Genomic DNA, 16,147 nt, shown 5'->3' with positions numbered 1-16,147 from the left:
CAGCCGACGCTCTGCCCGGGCAGTTTTGCATCCCCGGAGGCAGTAGCCCATATCATGACGCAGAAGTTTGTGATGTACTCACCACTGTATCGTCTGGAGCAGGAGTTTCAGCGGCAGGGGCTGAAGCTGTCCCGGCAGACTATGGCCAACTGGATCCTGCAGGCCTCAGACACCTGGCTGCGGCCGGTGTATGACGCCCTGCACCGGAAGCTGTGCCGGGAAACCGTGCTGCACGGGGATGAGACCACGCTGCAGGTGCTGAAGGAGCCGGGCAGGACCTCTACGAGCAAGTCCTATATGTGGGTCTACCGGACCAGCGGCTGCGCTGAGTATCCCATTGTCCTGTACGAGTACCAGCCCAGCCGGAAGGCGGAGCACGCCCAGGCCTTCCTCAAGGACTTCTCCGGCTGGCTGCACGCAGACGGCTACCAGGGCTACCACAAGCTGCCCGAGAATATCCGGGTGGTTGGCTGCTGGGCTCACGCCAGGAGAAAATTTGATGAGGCGCTGCAGACGCTGCCCAAAGAGAAACGGCAGGATTCTCTGGCGGCAACCGGCGAGTGTTATTGCACCAGGCTGTTTCAGCTGGAGCAGACTCTCGTGGACCTGACACCGGAAGAGCGGTATACCAAGCGGCTGGAACTGGAGAAACCGGTTCTGGACGCTCTGTTGGTGTGGGCAAATGAGGCCAGCGCAAAAACGGCGCCCAAGTCCGCTCTGGGCAAGGCGCTGCACTATCTGCGGGAGCAGTGGCCCTATCTGGTACGCTATCTGGAGGACGGCAGGCTGGAGCTCTCCAACAACCGTGCCGAGCGTAGCATTAAGCCATTCGTCATGGGCCGGAAGAACTGGCTCTTTTCCAACACCCCTGCCGGCGCCCAGTCCAGCGCTGTGATCTACAGTCTGATTGAAACCGCAAAGGAGAATGACCTGGATCCCTACCGCTACCTGGTTTGGCTTCTGAACACCGCACCTGGGCTGAGCCGGAAGGATGAAGCCTGGGCGGAATCTTTCCTCCCAGTGAACGCACCCCAGGAATGTAAAATTCCAAAACCATAATGGAAATGCCGACCGCCATCTCAATGCCTGTGCGCTGAGATGGCGGCCTTTTTATACGCCGGGAGATTTGACGGTTACTTTCCTTCGGCTTTAACATTAAAATGACGGGGAAATTAGGGTGGATTGTCGGGTGTTGTAAAGCATTAGTGGCCTTGTTTTGCAGCTGTGATAGAGAATAGAAAAGCCCCGTTCCGTTCATGTGAACGGAACGGGGCTTTGTTTGTGTGCTGCGTCTGGAATTCCCAATTTCCATATCAACCGGGAATCAAAAGCGGATGCTGAGCCTTAGGCAATCAGGCCTTCCAGGACTCACCGTTGGAGGAGGCGGTGTAATCGTGGGAGTTGGTAGACTCCATGATGGTGTAGTAGGCCCAGTGGTTCTTAGAGAGATCCACGAAGCTGACCAGCTCATCCGCATTGCGGTTAATGTAGCTCTCGTCCGCGTCGCGGCCCAGCATGTTGTTGACGATGACCGCCACCTCAGCGCGGGTGATGGAGTTATTGGGACGGAAGCTGCCGTCAGGGTAGCCACCGATCCAGCCGTAGGTAGTGGCCTGAGCCACGTAGGTGTAGTACCAGGCGTTAGCGCTCACGTCGGTGTAAGAGCAGCTGGCGCTGGCAGGGTCGTAGGCAAAGGCCAGAGCAATAGCGGCGAACTCAGCGCGGGTAATGGGGGCATCAGGACGGAAGGTACCGTCGGGATAGCCGCCCAGCATACCCAGGCTGGACAGGGTGTTCACGGCCTTAGCGTACCAAGCGTCGGAAGGTACGTCAGAGAAGGACTTGGTGATGGTAACATTCTTGTCCAGCAAGAGGGCATAGAACATCTGAGCCACCTCGGCGCGGGTCATGTTCTTGTCGGCCTGGAAGGAGCCGTCAGGATAGCCGCTGAGGAAGGCGTTGTGCTCGTCAGTCTCCAGCCAGTCGGACACGCCGGTGTCGTCGGGACCGTAGCTGCCGCCACTCCACTTGGCGTAGAGGGTAACGGTGGTCTTGTCCACCTTCACATCGCCGGTGACAGGCTCAGTGAGGCGCAGATCCCAGTACCAGCCTTCGAAGGTGTAGCCATCGCGGACGGGGATGGGCAGGTCCTCATAGTCCTTGGTCCAGGCGGAGCTCTTGGTCTCGGAGGACAGGTGCTTACCGCCGTTGGTTACATAGTGCAGGGTGTAGTCGTCACGGGTGCCGGGGTTGGGATCAACAGGTTTCGTGCTTTCCCAAACCAAAGCGAAGGGGGAGAATCCGCCGGTGCCGATCTCAAACTCAATGTGGGTATCGGTCTTTCTAATATTGGTTACTGTGGACACCGTACAGCTTGCAATATCTGCGGCTACCTCGTTGGAGGCCATATCCCGGTGCAGGCCTTCAAAATGCAGCAAGGTAAATCCTGTGTTTTTGTCCGTTCCGGCAGGATAGGGCCAAGACACAGTAACATCTTTAGAAGCTTTTACCCAGGTATTACCATTGTGCCTGTCTACCAGATCCAGATACTTCATGTCATAGTTGCGGACCATGTTGGAAGCCACAGGCTTATTCAGTTCATCCAACGCCTTTGCGGCCCTGGCTTCAAGCAGCTGGGTGCGGTTGGATTCGCTGGAAGTGCTCTCGATGATGTTGTCGAACAACAGAGCAATACCGGATGTATCTACTACTTCCACACTACCGTTATTAATTGTAAATTTTGTATCCTTGGAAGCAGAAACGCCAGGCTTGCCCAGCTCGACAGTTTGGTTCAAATCTGCATATTGAACATCTTTTGTGGTGCCGCGGACATTCAGAATGCCGGTTTTGGTCTCTACGTTATAAAACTCTATCCGCTCCCCAGTTTTCTTATTCACCGCGTAGACCTTTTTCTGGTCCACTCCACCGGAATAAATGCCCATGTTAAAGTGCTTATTGACCTCAACACCGACGGTAAATTCATCGCTGACAATGGCCTTACCGGTATCATCCGTGAACAGCAGGCGGACCGGATCCTGTCCTCCGACAGCCGGGACGATCTTATAGATATCTTCGGCGGTGCTGTTATACTTAACAACATTCCAGGCCTTCCCTGTGCCTTCTTCCCTGAACTGAATATCCATGGGGTTCAGCCCGTCGTTACCTGCAAAGCGGAAACCAAACTCAGGGAGGGAGGTGCTATTGGTAATAATCGTTCCATCTTCTGTGATATGATTGGACCCCTGTTCGCCACCCATATATACGGTGATGTCAACAGGCGTGACTGTGATGGGGTTCTCCGACACCGTAACATCAAAGAGATATGCGGTATTCACCGTACGATCCGGATCAGAACCAATTACTGTGCTGGCCGACTTATAGAACAGCTTCCATTCCCCTCCAGACTTGGGGCAGGAATAGCCGTAAATCTCAACCAGGTAGTAGCCGTCCCCGTAGTTTTCGCCGGTATAGTTTTCAGAAGTAGTTCTTTCATCCTTAAGGCCATTAATGGTGATGATATTTTTTACATCCGGGTTATCCCATAGATTATATCGGCCAAATCCGTCCTCTTTCATGCGGGGACCTTCTTTGCCGCCATCCCATACATCTGTCCATTCGTATTCAAACTTGACTTTTACATCGGAATCCTCCGCATTTTCAAGCGGGTGGGACACCTGAACACCGATCGTTGACCCAGCGGGAACCTGGAATTCCGGATATGTATCCGTGGTCTTAACCACGTCCCCATTCACAATAAACTCGATTGTGGGATTCTGCAGAACATTTTGAATATCCAGGTAAAGGTCATCTCCATCGGGTTTCAAAATGGTCTTGGGTGTCAACAGTTTATCCTTATACGCCCAGCCGCCAGTATATCCCACGACAGGCTCCGGAAGCTCCGCTTCCGGGATGACATAATTTTCGTCTACTGCCCAAACTCCGTCTGTTTTACAGACATTGACGGCCTGTCCATAGAGCTTGGGTTCGGTTTTGACATCAGTGCTGCCCTCTTCACCATAGTGCAGAGTAAACTCATAGGTAAGGGAATTAGTATATAAACCGCTGCCGCTGGGTACAAAGGTCTTCTTTGCTGCCGAATTATTAAACACGGTCAGACGCTTTCCTAATCCATATTTATCGCCCTTAAAAGCGCCGCCATTATAGTTGCTGGCATCAGTAGCTTTTACCACAATGGTGGTAACGGACGGCGTGTAATGAAACACCTCACTGCCCATATAAGTTACCGATGCAGGGATCTCTATTGTAGTCCCAGCCGGCAGACCGGTACATTTATAAAAACTCTGATTTCCTAAATACTCCAATGTTTTAGGAAGTTCAAACACCGCATTGGGAGCACCGTCCACCGCGCGGACATATTCCAGGCTGATACATCCGTAAAATACAGAGCCAGCATTATCCGATCCTATGCTTTTCAAGGTGTTGGGCAAAATCACACCGGTCAAACCAGTGCATTCCTTAAACGCATTCTTCCCAATGGTCTCCACCTTTGTATTGGACAGATCCAATACCCCGGATAAATTCGAGCATCCCATGGCTGCCTGACTTTTGATCGTGGTCAAGCTGGTAGCGTCAGAAAAGTCGATGGCGACTACATTGTATCGGCCAAGGTTATTATTATAAGTAACGGCGCCGTTGTTTGTTTTTTCGCTGGAGTAAGAGTCGCGAAAACCATCAGAAGCGATTGTTGTTACATTGTCAGGAACCGAAAGTGAAAAATACATAGTTACCTGAGTGGGATTATGCGTTATGAACCATTCTTTGCTAATGCCGTAATAGACTCCATTTTTAATTACCATACCCTCTGTCGGCACGACCATAGGATTATTCGCAGTAAGACCGGAGCCTGAGCCACCCGTTGCAAATACCGAGACGGGTAACAGGCTAAGTACCATTGCACATACGAGCAGGACGCTCAATAAGTGCCGTATCCGTTGTTTCATATCTTTTCCCTCCATTTTGATATTTGTTCCAAACGCGGTTTGATACAAATGCTTAACAGCACTACAGAATGTCCTCTTTCCATAGACTGGGTTGCAGTCGTGCAGGGAAATCCAATTCTGTCTTTCACTGGCGTGCCTGACAGCAGACAAAATTGTAAATTTCATCCATGATCAAGCGAATAATCAGCGCTGGAACTTTCCTTTATTCTACCACCCCGTTTTTAACAATTCAACCCTGATACGACGGCGAAAAATGCTGAAAATAGCGAAAATGCACAACAAATCTTAGGTTTTAAATGGGAGATTTTGGTCGGTTACAGTGCGATTTCGCTGCTTTTCTTCTATTTAAGATGGAAATAGTTTTGGAAATAGAATGGTAACAAAGTTTGTTGCTGATGAAATTTATATAGATTAAGATTTTGTTAATAATTTGCCAAAATAACCATATTATTGGACATAAACAGGGTAAAACAGGGGCCAACAAGGAGCAGGGAAAGTGAGTGTGATAAAATCACAGAAGGATAGCCTCCCCCTCTGTTATGCTGTCAGCACTGAGTTGTGATGGAGGTTTGTTTATGACAAGAGGAAACCGGGTGCCGCGAAAAGCGGAAGTATCAGAAGCATACTGTGTGGCGTGCGGATGCTGCGTCAAGGTGTGCCCTCTGGGTGCTATTTCTATCTACCGCGGCATCAAGGCGGTAGTGGATCGGGACAAATGTGTCGGCTGTGGCAAGTGCGCCAAGGAATGTCCGGCATCGGTGATTGAGATCCGGGAGGCGGCGGTATGAAAAAGAAATGGTATGATTATCTCTGGATCGCTTCCTTGTGCTATCTGTTGCTGGGCTTTTTCAATATCCTTTTCGCCTGGCTGGGCCTGTTGTGCTTCTTTATCCCGCTGATTATGGCTGTGGCAGGCGGAACCAAGGGCTACTGCAACCGCTACTGCGGCCGAGGACAACTGTTTGGATTGCTTGGCGGGCGGTTTGGGCTGTCCCGGAAGCGTGATATCCCGGGCTGGATGAGAAGCAAATGGTTCCGGTATGGATTTTTGATCTTCTTCTTTGCGATGTTTTTCCAGATGCTGTGGAGCACCTGGCTGGTGTTTGCGGGCGCTTCCGATCTTAAACAGGTAGTCACCCTCCTGTGGACTTTCAAGCTGCCCTGGCACTGGGCTTATCATGGAAGTGCACTCCCCGCCGGAGCGGTCCAGTTTGCCTTTGGATTTTATAGTGTGATGCTCACCTCCACCGTGCTGGGCCTGTTGACAATGGTCCTCTTTAAGCCGCGCAGCTGGTGTGTCTACTGTCCGATGGGCACCATGACACAGCTGATCTGCAAAACAAAAGCGGGCAAAAACAATTAAGATAGGTAGATAGCAAAGAAAAAGCCTTGAAATCATTTGATTTCAAGGCTTTCTTATATTCCCCCTGAGGCGCCTTCAATAAGCACCGCAGGGGGAATTGCGATTGTAAATTGTTTAGGCGGTGAGAGCCACAAACTGGCTCATGATCGTGGCGACCTGAGCACGGGTGGCCAGACCCTGGGGGTCCAGGGAGCCGTCGCCCATGCCGGAAATCAGGCCGTTTTCCACAGCCCAGGCCATAGCCTGAGCAGCCCAATCGCTGGTATCGTAGGCGTCGGCAAAGCTGCTCAGATTGCCGGAGGGAGCGGGCTTGCCGGCATAGTTCCACAGCATAACGGCCAGCTGCTCACGGTTGAGGCTGTTCTCCATGTTGGAGCCGTCAGATATGCCGTTCTCCATGGCCCACTGCTGACCGGAGGTGTACCAGGCCTCACCGGCGGAAGCGGAGGTATCTGCTCCGTCATAGGAGGCCAGAACGGTGACGATCATAGCGCGGGTCATGACAGTTTCCGGAGAGAAGGTGGTGGCGCTGGTGCCGGAGAAAAGCTCGCGGCTGGTGGCGAAGTCGATATAGTCGCTGCCCCAGTGGTGGCTGGAGACGTCGTCAAACTCCTTGGAGTTATCCACGATCTTGACCGTATCGCCGTCAGACAGGGTGACGGCTACGCCGTTGTCGGTGGTCAACGTGGTCTTGATGATTTCCTCGGTGCCATCGGCCTTAACAATGACGGCCACGGTGCCGGGAGTGACCTCCGCAACGGGAATCTCCACCTTGGCGGAGGTGTTAGAAGGCAGGGTGACCGTGACGGTGGGGGCGTTTTCCGTGCTGGTGGTCACGGGGACCTCGGGCATGGGAAGTGCCACCGTCTCCCCCTTCTCGGCGGCGTCATTTACCACAGCGGCGGGCAGCTTGACTTCGGCTTCCACCTTGCCGTCCTCAGAGACAGTGGTGGTGGAGGAGGAACCGTCCTTGTTGTCCACAGTGGTCTTGCTGGAGCCGTCAGGATTTTCCACGGTCTCAGTCTTGTTGCCGCTCTTGTCGATGGTGGTGGTCGTGGTGGTGCCGTCCTTTTTGGTTTCCACCACTTCCTTGGATCCGTCGGGGTTCGTGGAAAAACGAAAAAAACGCTGTTTGCTTTTTAGACTTGTTTATACTACGCTGTTTTCAGAAAAAATGCAACGGCGTTTCGTTAAAAACGCACAAAGAACAAGAGGAGGAATCCATATGGCAATTCGGGTGCTGCTTCCCCAGCCTATTCTCCCAGCGGGATATGACTTTTTGCGGGAGCACGGCTATGAGGCAGTGGATGGCCGGGGATTTACGGAAGAGGATATTATCGCCGATATTGCCGGGTGCGATGCGGCTATCGTACGCACGGCAAAAATAACGGAGCGGATCCTGGCTGCGGCTCCCAAGCTGAAGATCGTGGCTCGCCACGGGGCGGGATACGACGGAGTAGATCTGGAGGCTGCCCGCCGTCATGGAGTGCTGGTCTGTACGGCCGGAGGAGCAAACGCCGTCTCTGTAGCTGAGTTGGCGATCTTCTACATGCTCTATTGCTCCCGGAATTTTAAAAAGGTCCAAGCCAACTATCTCACCGACTACCGCTACGCCAAGATGGGCATCCCTAAAACCGAACTGGAGGGCAAAACTCTGGGACTGGTCGGGCTGGGCCATATAGGCAAGCTGGTAGCGAAAAAGGCTGCCTTGGGCTTTGACATGGAGGTGCTGGCTTACGATCCCTTTGCAAAGCAGGAGGGGCTGCCGGAGTACATCCAACTGGTAGAGGACCGGGATGAAATTTTCCGTCGCGGCGATTATATCTCCCTTCATGTCCCCGCTACCCAGGAGACGATTCACAGTGTCAGCAACCGGGAATTTGACTTGATGAAAGAGACGGCCTATCTCATCAACACAGCTCGTGGATCGATTGTGGACGAACCTGCCTTGGTCCGTGCGCTTCAGGAGAAAAAGATTGCCGGTGCTGGGTTAGATGTACTGGAAAAGGAGCCGCTGGATCCGTCCAACCCCCTTATCGCCATGGACAATGTGCTCACGGCTCCCCACATCGGCGGAGCCACTAAGGAGGCGTCCAGCCGCTCATCTCTGGCCTGCGCCCAGGCAATTGATGACTTTTTCTGCGGCCGCACACCTAAATTTGTGGTGCCGGAGCTGCGGGATCTGGTAGGAAAACAGCATTTGTGATAGAAAGGAGATAACATATGAGTGTGTGAAAGAGAATTTACTTAAAACGTGAAATGCCGGATCCTGAGATCATGGCCCAGTTCAAGAACATCCCCGCTTCCAACACTGCCGACGTGATGGGGCGCAGCTGTGCCATGAATCCCCGGATCCATCTGGTGAGCAAGCCAAAAGATCAGATGATGGTGGGACCTGCCTACACGGTGAAATGCCGGGCCGGCGACAACCTGACCCTCCATGCCGCTCTGAACTTCTGCCAGGAGGGAGATGTGCTGGTGGTGTCCAATGAGGAGGATGACACCCGCGCCCTGATGGGTGAGATCATGATGGCCTATCTGCGCTACACCAAGAAGGTAGCAGGTATTGTGTTGGACGGTCCCATCCGCGATATTGACGAGATCGGCAACTGGGATTTCCCTGTCTACTGCACCGGTACCACTCCCGGCGGCCCTTACAAGGAAGGCCCCGGCGAGGTAAATGTGCCCATTGCCTGCGGCGGTATCAGTGTCAATCCCGGAGACATTATTCTGGCCGATCCTGATGGTGTGATCTGCATTCCCCGCAAGGACGCTGCAGTGATTCTGGAGGACGCTAAGAAGTTTCAGGCCGCCGATGAGAAGAAGTTGGCTGCCGCCAAGGATGGTACTGCCAACCGGGCCTGGGTGGAGAAGACCCTGGCGGAAAAGGGATATGAGATCATTGATGATGTGTATCAGCCCTGACAGTTTGCTCTTTCGATAAAATATTGTGAAGGAGAATCTACTATGAGCCAAATGACAATTGCTCTTATCATTCTCGTTGCCACAGTGGTGCTTTTTATTTGGGAACCCTGGCCTATTATTGTTACCGCGATTGGGGCCTCTATTGTATTTGCCTACACCGGAATTATTACTGTAAATGATATTTTTACCGGTTATAACAGTACAACAATCGTGTTGTTAGCTGGCATGATGGTGATTGGATCTTCGTTGTTCCATGCCGGTATCACCGATTTGATTGGTGAAAAAATGGTAAAAATTACAGGCAAGAGCGAACGCAACATTATCCTGGCTACGCTGGTCGTATCTTGCGCACTTAGCTCTGTATGCAGTAACATTGGCGTAATGACCGCGATGGCACCTCTGGTAACTGCCATGTGTATCGCGGCGGGGATTGGGCCTTCCAAAGCGTTGCTCTCTCTGTTGTTTGGTGCACAATTTGGCGGGTTTGTCACCTTGGTAGGTGTAGGCTCCAATGCCACTGCCAACAGTGTAATGGAGGAGCTAGGGATCACGCCCTTTGGCTTTTTCAGCATCACCCCCTTTGGTGTAGGTGTGTGTATTTTGGGAACTTTGTATTTTACTTTGATTGGACGCAAACTGATTCCGGATACCAAGTATATCCCCGAGTTTGCCAAGACGGAAAAAAAGCCTCTGGACCGGAAAAAGGCGGCCATCTCTGTGGTCACTTTGCTGTGTGTCCTTGTGGTCATTGCAGTCAGCCCGGATAATGTTCCTATGCACATTGCTGCCACAGTGGGCGCACTGGTGATTGTAGGGACTAAGTGCATGTCTGTTCAGGAGGCAATCCGAGCCATTGACTGGAACTGTATGCTCCTGGTAGGTTCTCTGACAGCAATTTCTACCGGCGTGACAAACAGCGGCCTAGGCGATGCAGTGGCACAGCAGATTTTGAATATTCTGGATGATAATCCCAGCCCCTTCATGATTACTACGATTATTTTCTTTGCGGCTGCGTTGCTCACTCAGGTCATGTCCAATATTCCCACGATTATGCTTTTCCTGCCCATTGGTATTTCGATTGCTCAGACCATTGGGGTCAGCCCCTATCCGGTTGCCATGACCATTACTCTGGCAGGTGCGGCCTCTTATGCAACCCCCTTTGCTGCGCCTCAGAATATGATGACTGTGGGTTGGACTCAGTATAAATTTGTGGACTTTATGAAGATTGGTTTGCCCATGCTTCTGGTCACTTATGTAGTGGTAGTTGCGCTCCAGCCCATTTTCCTGCCTTACTAATTAAATCGGGAGGCTAAGCAATGAAAGAACTGCTGCGAGGGGTGTATGATCTGCATGTTCATACCGCTCCGGATGTGAGTCCGCGTAAATGTGACGACTTGGAACTGGCTCGCCGTCTGGAGAAAACAGGTATGGCAGGATGTGCAATCAAAAGCCACTTTGCCGATACTGCCGGCCGAGCGGCTGTATTGAGATCCTTATTTCCCAAACTGGATATTGTGGGAGGCATTACGCTGAATCGTTCGGTGGGAGGAATCAATCCTCAGGCGGCGGAGCGCACCGCGCAGATGGGAGGAAAAATGCTCTGGTTTCCCACTTTGGAGGCCAGATCATACCAGCAGTACCGCCATAGCAATGATGGCATGGACGTGTCTCAATTTTTAAGTGTCTTTTCAGATGACGGGAATCTATTACCCGAGGTATATCAGGTATTAGAAATTGCTGCAGAGTATAACATGGTAGTGGGAACCGGTCACCTTAGTTCCCGGGAGGGACTGGCTGTAGTTCGTGCTGCTCGGGAGTGCGGTGTGGAGCATGTGGTGTTGACCCATGCGGATAATCCGGCGAATGAATACTCTTTGGAGGAGCAGTATCAGGCGGTACAGGAAGGGGCTATGGTGGAACACTGTTATTTCACCAGCTATTATCAGAGAACGCCTATAGAAGTAATTGCCCAGCAGATCCAACATGTGGGCTGTAAGTCTGTGGTGCTGAGTACTGATTTTGGGCAGGTTAATTCCCCGTATAGTGATGAAGGAATGCTGGAGTATATGCAGTGTTTGTTGCAGTGCGGCATCTCCGAAGAAGACCTGTTTCAAATGGTCTGCGCGAACCCACGTAGTCTGCTTCAATCGTAAAATTTAGCCTAATGAAAAGTCAGGACCCCCGGCTAAGCCGGGGGTCCTAACTGTGTCTTGGAGCATTTTACCTGTACGCTGCATAGTCATGCAGGTTAAGAATCTTTAAGATTCCCTACCGCAAATCGTTAAGCAGCGCCTGCTATGATAATTTCAACAGCAGAAAAAGCTGCTTAATCCAAAACGGCAGGTGATTCCCATTCGAAACGTGCTTCAATACCTGGAGCGGGCCGCGTCTTTGTCGCCGGAGCGGACTGCCTGTGTGGATGAGATACACAGCCTCAGCTACCAGGAACTGTGCCATATCAGCCGGGCGGTGGGCGCCGCCCTGTCCCAGCGCATCCGGCCCCGGCAGCCGGTAGCCATCTACATGGAAAAAGGCTGCGCCGCCCTGAGCGCCTTTTTTGGCGTGGTATACGCCGGCGGCTTCTACTCCTATTTTAACCCGGAACTGCCCGCGGCGCGGCTGCAGCAGATCCAATCCGTGCTGGGTGCATCCTGCGTGATCACCGATCAGGCCCACCGCAGTGTGATGGAAGAGATCTTCCCTGCCTCCTCCATTCTGCTGGTGGAGGAACTGATGATCAGCCAGGAGGATCAGTCCCAGCTGGCCGCCATCCGGGCATCCATGATCGACACCGATCCCCTCTATGTCAACTTTACCTCCGGCTCTACGGGGCTGCCCAAGGGAGTGCTGGTGAGCCACCGCTCGGTGCTGGATTTCATTGATGTCTTTGTTGATACCTTCTCTTTTACCTCAAACGACCGCATCGGAAATCAGGCGCCCTTTGATTTTGATGTCTCGGTCAAGGATATCTACGGAGCTTTGAAGGCTCAGGCCACCCTGGTTATGATTCCCCGGCGGCTCTTTTCCCGGCCTAAGGAGCTGCTGGACTTTTTGTGTGAGCACAAGGTCACCACCCTCGTCTGGGCGGTATCCGCCCTGTGCCTCATCAGCACCTTCCACGGTCTGGACTACCGCACCCCGGATACGGTGAGCAAGGTGCTCTTCAGCGGCGAGGTGATGCCGCTCAAGCACCTGAAAACCTGGATGGAGCACCTTCCCCAGGCTCAGTTTGTCAATCTCTATGGCCCCACTGAGATCACCTGCAACTGTACTTACTACATCCTGGACCGGGACCGGGACTACCAGGGCGGTATCCCCATCGGCCGCCCCTTCCCCAACGAGGAGGTCTTCCTTCTGGACGGAGAGGACCGGGAGATCCATGCGCCCGGTCAGGTGGGAGAGCTGTGCGTACGGGGTACAGCGCTGGCCCTTGGCTACTACCGCTCGCCCCAGCAGACGGCGGCCGCCTTTGTGCCAGACCCACGCAACCCCGCCTACCCCGAGCTCATCTACCGCACCGGCGACCTGGGCCGATATACCGAGGACGGGGAATTTATGTACAGCGGCCGCAAGGACTTTCAGATCAAGCACCTGGGCCACCGGGTGGAGCTGGAGGAGATTGAACGGGCCGTGTCCGCCCTGCCGGAGGTGGACCGCTGCTGCTGTGTCTACGAGGAGGAGCGGCAGAAGATCCACGCCTTCTACGTGGGCGAGGTAGAGGCGGCCCAGCTGCGCCGCCAGATCAAGGAACAGCTCCCCTACTTCATGGTGCCCAGCACCCTGACGGCGGTGGAGAAGTTCCCGCTGACCAAAAATGGAAAGATCAACCGCAAAGAACTGCTGAAAGGAGGCGGAAAGCGTGGATAAAACAGAACTTTTGGAGCTGACCCGGCGCTTTCCCACTCCCTTCTATCTCTTTGATGGGGAGGCGCTGGAGCGCCGGGTGGCCCACCTGCGGGAGGTCCTGCCCCGGGATACCGCCCTGTGCTATGCGGTGAAGGCCAACCCCTTCCTGGCCCGGGAGGTGAGCGCTCTGGTAGAGCGGCTGGAGATCTGCTCCCCCGGGGAGTACGCCATCTGCCGCCAGCTTGGCCTGGAGCCCAGCCAGTATGTGATCTCCGGCGTATATAAGGATCCCCAGTGGATGGAGGAGCTGGCCAGCCGGGAAGATGTGGAGAAGATGATCTGCACCGTGGAGTCCATGGCCCAGTACCACCTGCTGTGCCAGGTGGCCCGGAAGCACGGCCGGCAGCTGAAGCTGCTGCTGCGTCTGACCAGCGGCAGCCAGTTTGGACTGGAGCGGCAGGAGATCTACCAGATCCTGGCCCAGCCTGACCCCCAGATTGAGGTGCGGGGCATCCAGTATTTTTCCGGTACCCAAAAGACCTCGGTCAAGCGCCTGGGGCGGGAGCTGCGCATGCTGGAGGAGTTTCTCTCCTCTCTCCAGGACCAGTACGGTCCCATTCCGGAACTGGAGCTGGGGCCGGGCTTCCCGGTATCCTACTTTGCCGACGACGCGGAGCAGGATGAGGAGGTCCTCTTTCAGGCGGCCCAGCAGCTGGCCCAGCTGTCTTTTCCCGGAAAACTCACCCTGGAGCTGGGACGGAGCATCGCCGCTAGCTGCGGTACCTATGTGACACGGGTGGTGGATCGAAAGACCAACCAGAGCCAGAATTACGCCATTGTGGACGGCGGCATCCACCAGCTGGTCTACTTCGGCCAGAGCATGGCCATGCGCCGTCCCCAGGTGGAGCTTCTGCCATACCGGGATGGAGACGGGGTGGAAAACTGGAACATCTGCGGTTCCCTGTGCACCGTCAATGACATCCTGGTCAAACAGCTTCCCCTCTCCCGGCTGGAGGTGGGGGATGTGTTGGCCTTTGGCAATGCGGGAGCCTACTGCATGACAGAGGGGATCAGCCTCTTTCTCAGCCGGGACTTGCCCGGCGTACTGCTGCGCCGGCCGGACGGGCAGGTGCTCTGCCTGCGCAGCCCCGTTCAGACCTGCACCTGGAATACCCCAAATTATGAAGATAGAAAGTGAGACGATACCATGGAACAGCTGCTTGAAATTTTGAACGAGATCCAGCCCGATGTGGACTATCTCCACTGTGAGGAGCTCATCGACGGACACTATCTGGATTCCCTGGACATCCTCTCCCTGGTAGCGGAGATGGAGGATGCCTTTGACATCACCGTACCCACCGTGGAGATCATCCCGGAAAACTTCAACTCTGCCCAGCGCCTTTGGGAGATGATCCAGCGTCTGCGCGAGGAAGGATAAGATGCTCTCTTTCTCCTCCTACTTTTCCCCCGGATATCTGGCCCTCTACCTGCCGGCCGCCGTTTTGCTCTACGCCTTGGCGGGGCAGCGGGGCCGGCGGGCGGTTTTGCTGCTGTTTAGTTATGTGTGCTTCTGGGCGGTCAGCGGAAAACTGATCGCCTATTTGCTCCTGTCCACCCTCTCTATGTACCATACCGGGCTGTGGCTGGCCCACGACCAGGCCCGGACCAAAGAGCTTCTGGAGGAGACACCGAAGGAGGAACGCCGGGCCCTTCGTGCCAGAGCGCAGACCAAGCAGCGCAGGATCCTGGCCCTGGGACTTCTCTTCCAGTTGGGCATGCTGGTGGTGCTGAAGTATACCCCCTTCTTCCTCTCCAACTATAACGCCCTGCTGCAGGCCCTGTCCCTGCCTGTTACCCTGCGTATCCCTCACTTTCTGCTGCCTATCGGTATCTCCTTTTACACCATGCAGGCGGCCTCCTACCTCTTTGATGTCTACCGTCAAAAAGTGCCCGCCGACCGCAATCTCTTCCGTCTGGCCCTCTACCTCAGCTTTTTCCCCCTGCTGATGGAGGGACCTATCTGCCGCTATCAGCAGACTGCCCAGCAGCTGTGGGAGGCCCCTCCCCTGCGCTACCAGAATTTTATGCTGGGATTGCAGCGGATGAGCTATGGCCTTCTGAAGAAGATCCTGGTGGCCGACCGGCTCAACCTGTTTATCAAAACGGTCTTTGATCACTATGAGGATTATGACGGCCTGGTCATTGCCGTGGCCGCCGTGTGCTATACCATCCAGCTCTACATGGATTTCTCCGGAACCATGGACCTGGCAGTGGGAGCGGGACGGATCTTCGGCTTTCAGATCCCGGAAAACTTCCAGCGCCCCTTCTTCTCCCGGTCCATTCCGGAGTTCTGGCAGCGCTGGCATATCTCCCTGGGTACCTGGTTCAAGGACTACATCTTCTACCCCATGTCCATGTCCAAGCCTTTGAAAAAGCTCACCACAAAGGCCCGCAAGCGTCTGGGCAGCCACTATGGCCCCCTGGTTGCCGGATCCATTGCCCTGTTTTGCGTATGGCTGTGCAACGGCCTGTGGCACGGAGCGGCGTGGAACTATGTCTTCTTTGGAATGTACCACTTTGCCCTGATTCTGCTGGGCAATCTGACCGAGCCCCTGACCGTCCGGTGGACGGGGGCTCTGGGAATCTCCCGCACCAGCGTCCCCTATCGCGGCTTCCAGATGGTGCGCACCGGGATCCTGGTGTGCATCGGCGAGCTGTTTTTCCGGGCCAATGGACTGTACAACGGGCTGGCTATGTTCCATAAGATGGTCACCCAGTTTTCTCTGGCGTGTATCCGCAGCGGGAGCCTGTTCCAGATAGGCATGAGGAAGAAGGATTTCCTGCTCGTGGCGGTTTTCCTGGTTGTGCTTGTGCTGGTGGGGATCGCCCAGGAGCGGGGCGTCCACCTCGGAACGCGTCTGCGGCAGTCGCCGGTTGCGCTGCGTGTGGCGGTTTACTACGCCGTCCTTCTGGCTTTGATCATCTTCGGCGCCTACGGTGCGGGCTATGTGCCGGTGGACCCCATCTATGCGGGATTTTAATTTCCTAGGAG

General features: G+C 54.2%; 13 protein-coding genes. 11 read left to right on the top strand and 2 right to left on the bottom strand.

The annotated features are described in order from the left end of the window. A partial coding sequence (tnpC, locus tag ACEVJL_RS06365) for an IS66 family transposase (protein WP_374737232.1) occupies window positions 1-1,059 on the top strand: 1,059 nt, incomplete at its 5' end. A 293-nt stretch (window positions 1,060-1,352) separates the two neighbouring features. Here the strand turns inward: tnpC and ACEVJL_RS06360 are convergent. Next, window positions 1,353-4,742 (bottom strand): S-layer homology domain-containing protein, encoded by a 3,390-nt coding sequence (locus ACEVJL_RS06360; protein ID WP_374737231.1) that lies wholly within the window; start codon window positions 4,740-4,742, stop codon window positions 1,353-1,355. A gap of 794 nt (window positions 4,743-5,536) precedes the next feature. On the opposite strand from ACEVJL_RS06360, the gene ACEVJL_RS06355 reads away from it, so the two are divergent. Together ACEVJL_RS06355 and ACEVJL_RS06350 are read left to right on the top strand one after the other, a co-directional pair. Next, window positions 5,537-5,749 carry a 4Fe-4S binding protein gene (locus ACEVJL_RS06355; protein WP_235398260.1) on the top strand — a complete coding sequence of 71 codons (213 nt, stop codon included), beginning with the start codon at window positions 5,537-5,539 and terminating at the stop codon, window positions 5,747-5,749. Further along, complete coding sequence (locus ACEVJL_RS06350; RefSeq protein ID WP_374737230.1) at window positions 5,746-6,324, top strand: 4Fe-4S binding protein; 579 nt, start codon at window positions 5,746-5,748, stop codon at window positions 6,322-6,324. The genes ACEVJL_RS06355 and ACEVJL_RS06350 overlap by 4 nt, the downstream gene beginning before the upstream one ends. Window positions 6,325-6,438: 114 nt before the next feature. On the opposite strand, the gene ACEVJL_RS06345 is transcribed toward ACEVJL_RS06350, so the two are convergent. After that, a complete protein-coding gene (locus tag ACEVJL_RS06345; protein WP_374737229.1) occupies window positions 6,439-7,407 on the bottom strand; it encodes an S-layer homology domain-containing protein in 969 nt (322 codons plus the stop codon). Window positions 7,408-7,549: 142 nt separating this feature from the next. Here ACEVJL_RS06345 and ACEVJL_RS06340 point away from each other — a divergent pair, with 142 nt between their 5' ends. From ACEVJL_RS06340 to ACEVJL_RS06305, 8 genes are all read left to right on the top strand, one after another. After that, window positions 7,550-8,530, top strand: a complete 981-nt coding sequence (locus tag ACEVJL_RS06340; RefSeq protein WP_374737228.1) for a hydroxyacid dehydrogenase — start codon at window positions 7,550-7,552, stop codon at window positions 8,528-8,530. Window positions 8,531-8,565: 35 nt separating this feature from the next. Further along, complete coding sequence (locus ACEVJL_RS06335; protein ID WP_374737236.1) at window positions 8,566-9,249, top strand: RraA family protein; 684 nt, start codon at window positions 8,566-8,568, stop codon at window positions 9,247-9,249. Window positions 9,250-9,291: 42 nt separating this feature from the next. Continuing rightward, entirely contained in the window at window positions 9,292-10,545 is a 1,254-nt protein-coding gene (locus tag ACEVJL_RS06330) for an SLC13 family permease (RefSeq protein ID WP_374737227.1), read from the top strand. 20 nt (window positions 10,546-10,565) lie between these two features. Continuing rightward, window positions 10,566-11,402 carry a DUF6282 family protein gene (locus ACEVJL_RS06325; RefSeq protein WP_302667869.1) on the top strand — a complete coding sequence of 279 codons (837 nt, stop codon included), beginning with the start codon at window positions 10,566-10,568 and terminating at the stop codon, window positions 11,400-11,402. A gap of 208 nt (window positions 11,403-11,610) precedes the next feature. Continuing rightward, the gene (locus ACEVJL_RS06320) at window positions 11,611-13,116 is read left to right on the top strand and encodes an amino acid adenylation domain-containing protein (RefSeq protein WP_374737226.1); all 1,506 of its coding nucleotides are present in this window, start codon (window positions 11,611-11,613) and stop codon (window positions 13,114-13,116) included. Beyond that, a complete protein-coding gene (locus ACEVJL_RS06315) occupies window positions 13,109-14,293 on the top strand; it encodes a diaminopimelate decarboxylase family protein (protein WP_374737225.1) in 1,185 nt (394 codons plus the stop codon). The genes ACEVJL_RS06320 and ACEVJL_RS06315 overlap by 8 nt, the downstream gene beginning before the upstream one ends. 9 nt (window positions 14,294-14,302) lie before the next feature. After that, window positions 14,303-14,533: an acyl carrier protein gene (locus ACEVJL_RS06310; protein WP_110442267.1), complete on the top strand. Its 231-nt coding sequence runs from the start codon at window positions 14,303-14,305 to the stop codon at window positions 14,531-14,533. 1 nt (window position 14,534) lies between these two features. Further along, the gene (locus ACEVJL_RS06305; RefSeq protein ID WP_374737224.1) at window positions 14,535-16,136 is read left to right on the top strand and encodes an MBOAT family O-acyltransferase; all 1,602 of its coding nucleotides are present in this window, start codon (window positions 14,535-14,537) and stop codon (window positions 16,134-16,136) included. The last annotated feature ends 11 nt before the right edge of the window (window positions 16,137-16,147 follow it).

This window comes from Flintibacter porci (assembly GCF_041925195.1).
Classification (GTDB): Bacteria; Bacillota; Clostridia; order Oscillospirales; family Oscillospiraceae; genus Lawsonibacter; species Lawsonibacter porci.
The sequence above is the reverse complement of the archived record's forward strand: the minus strand, read 5'-3'. Positions and strand labels throughout refer to the sequence as shown.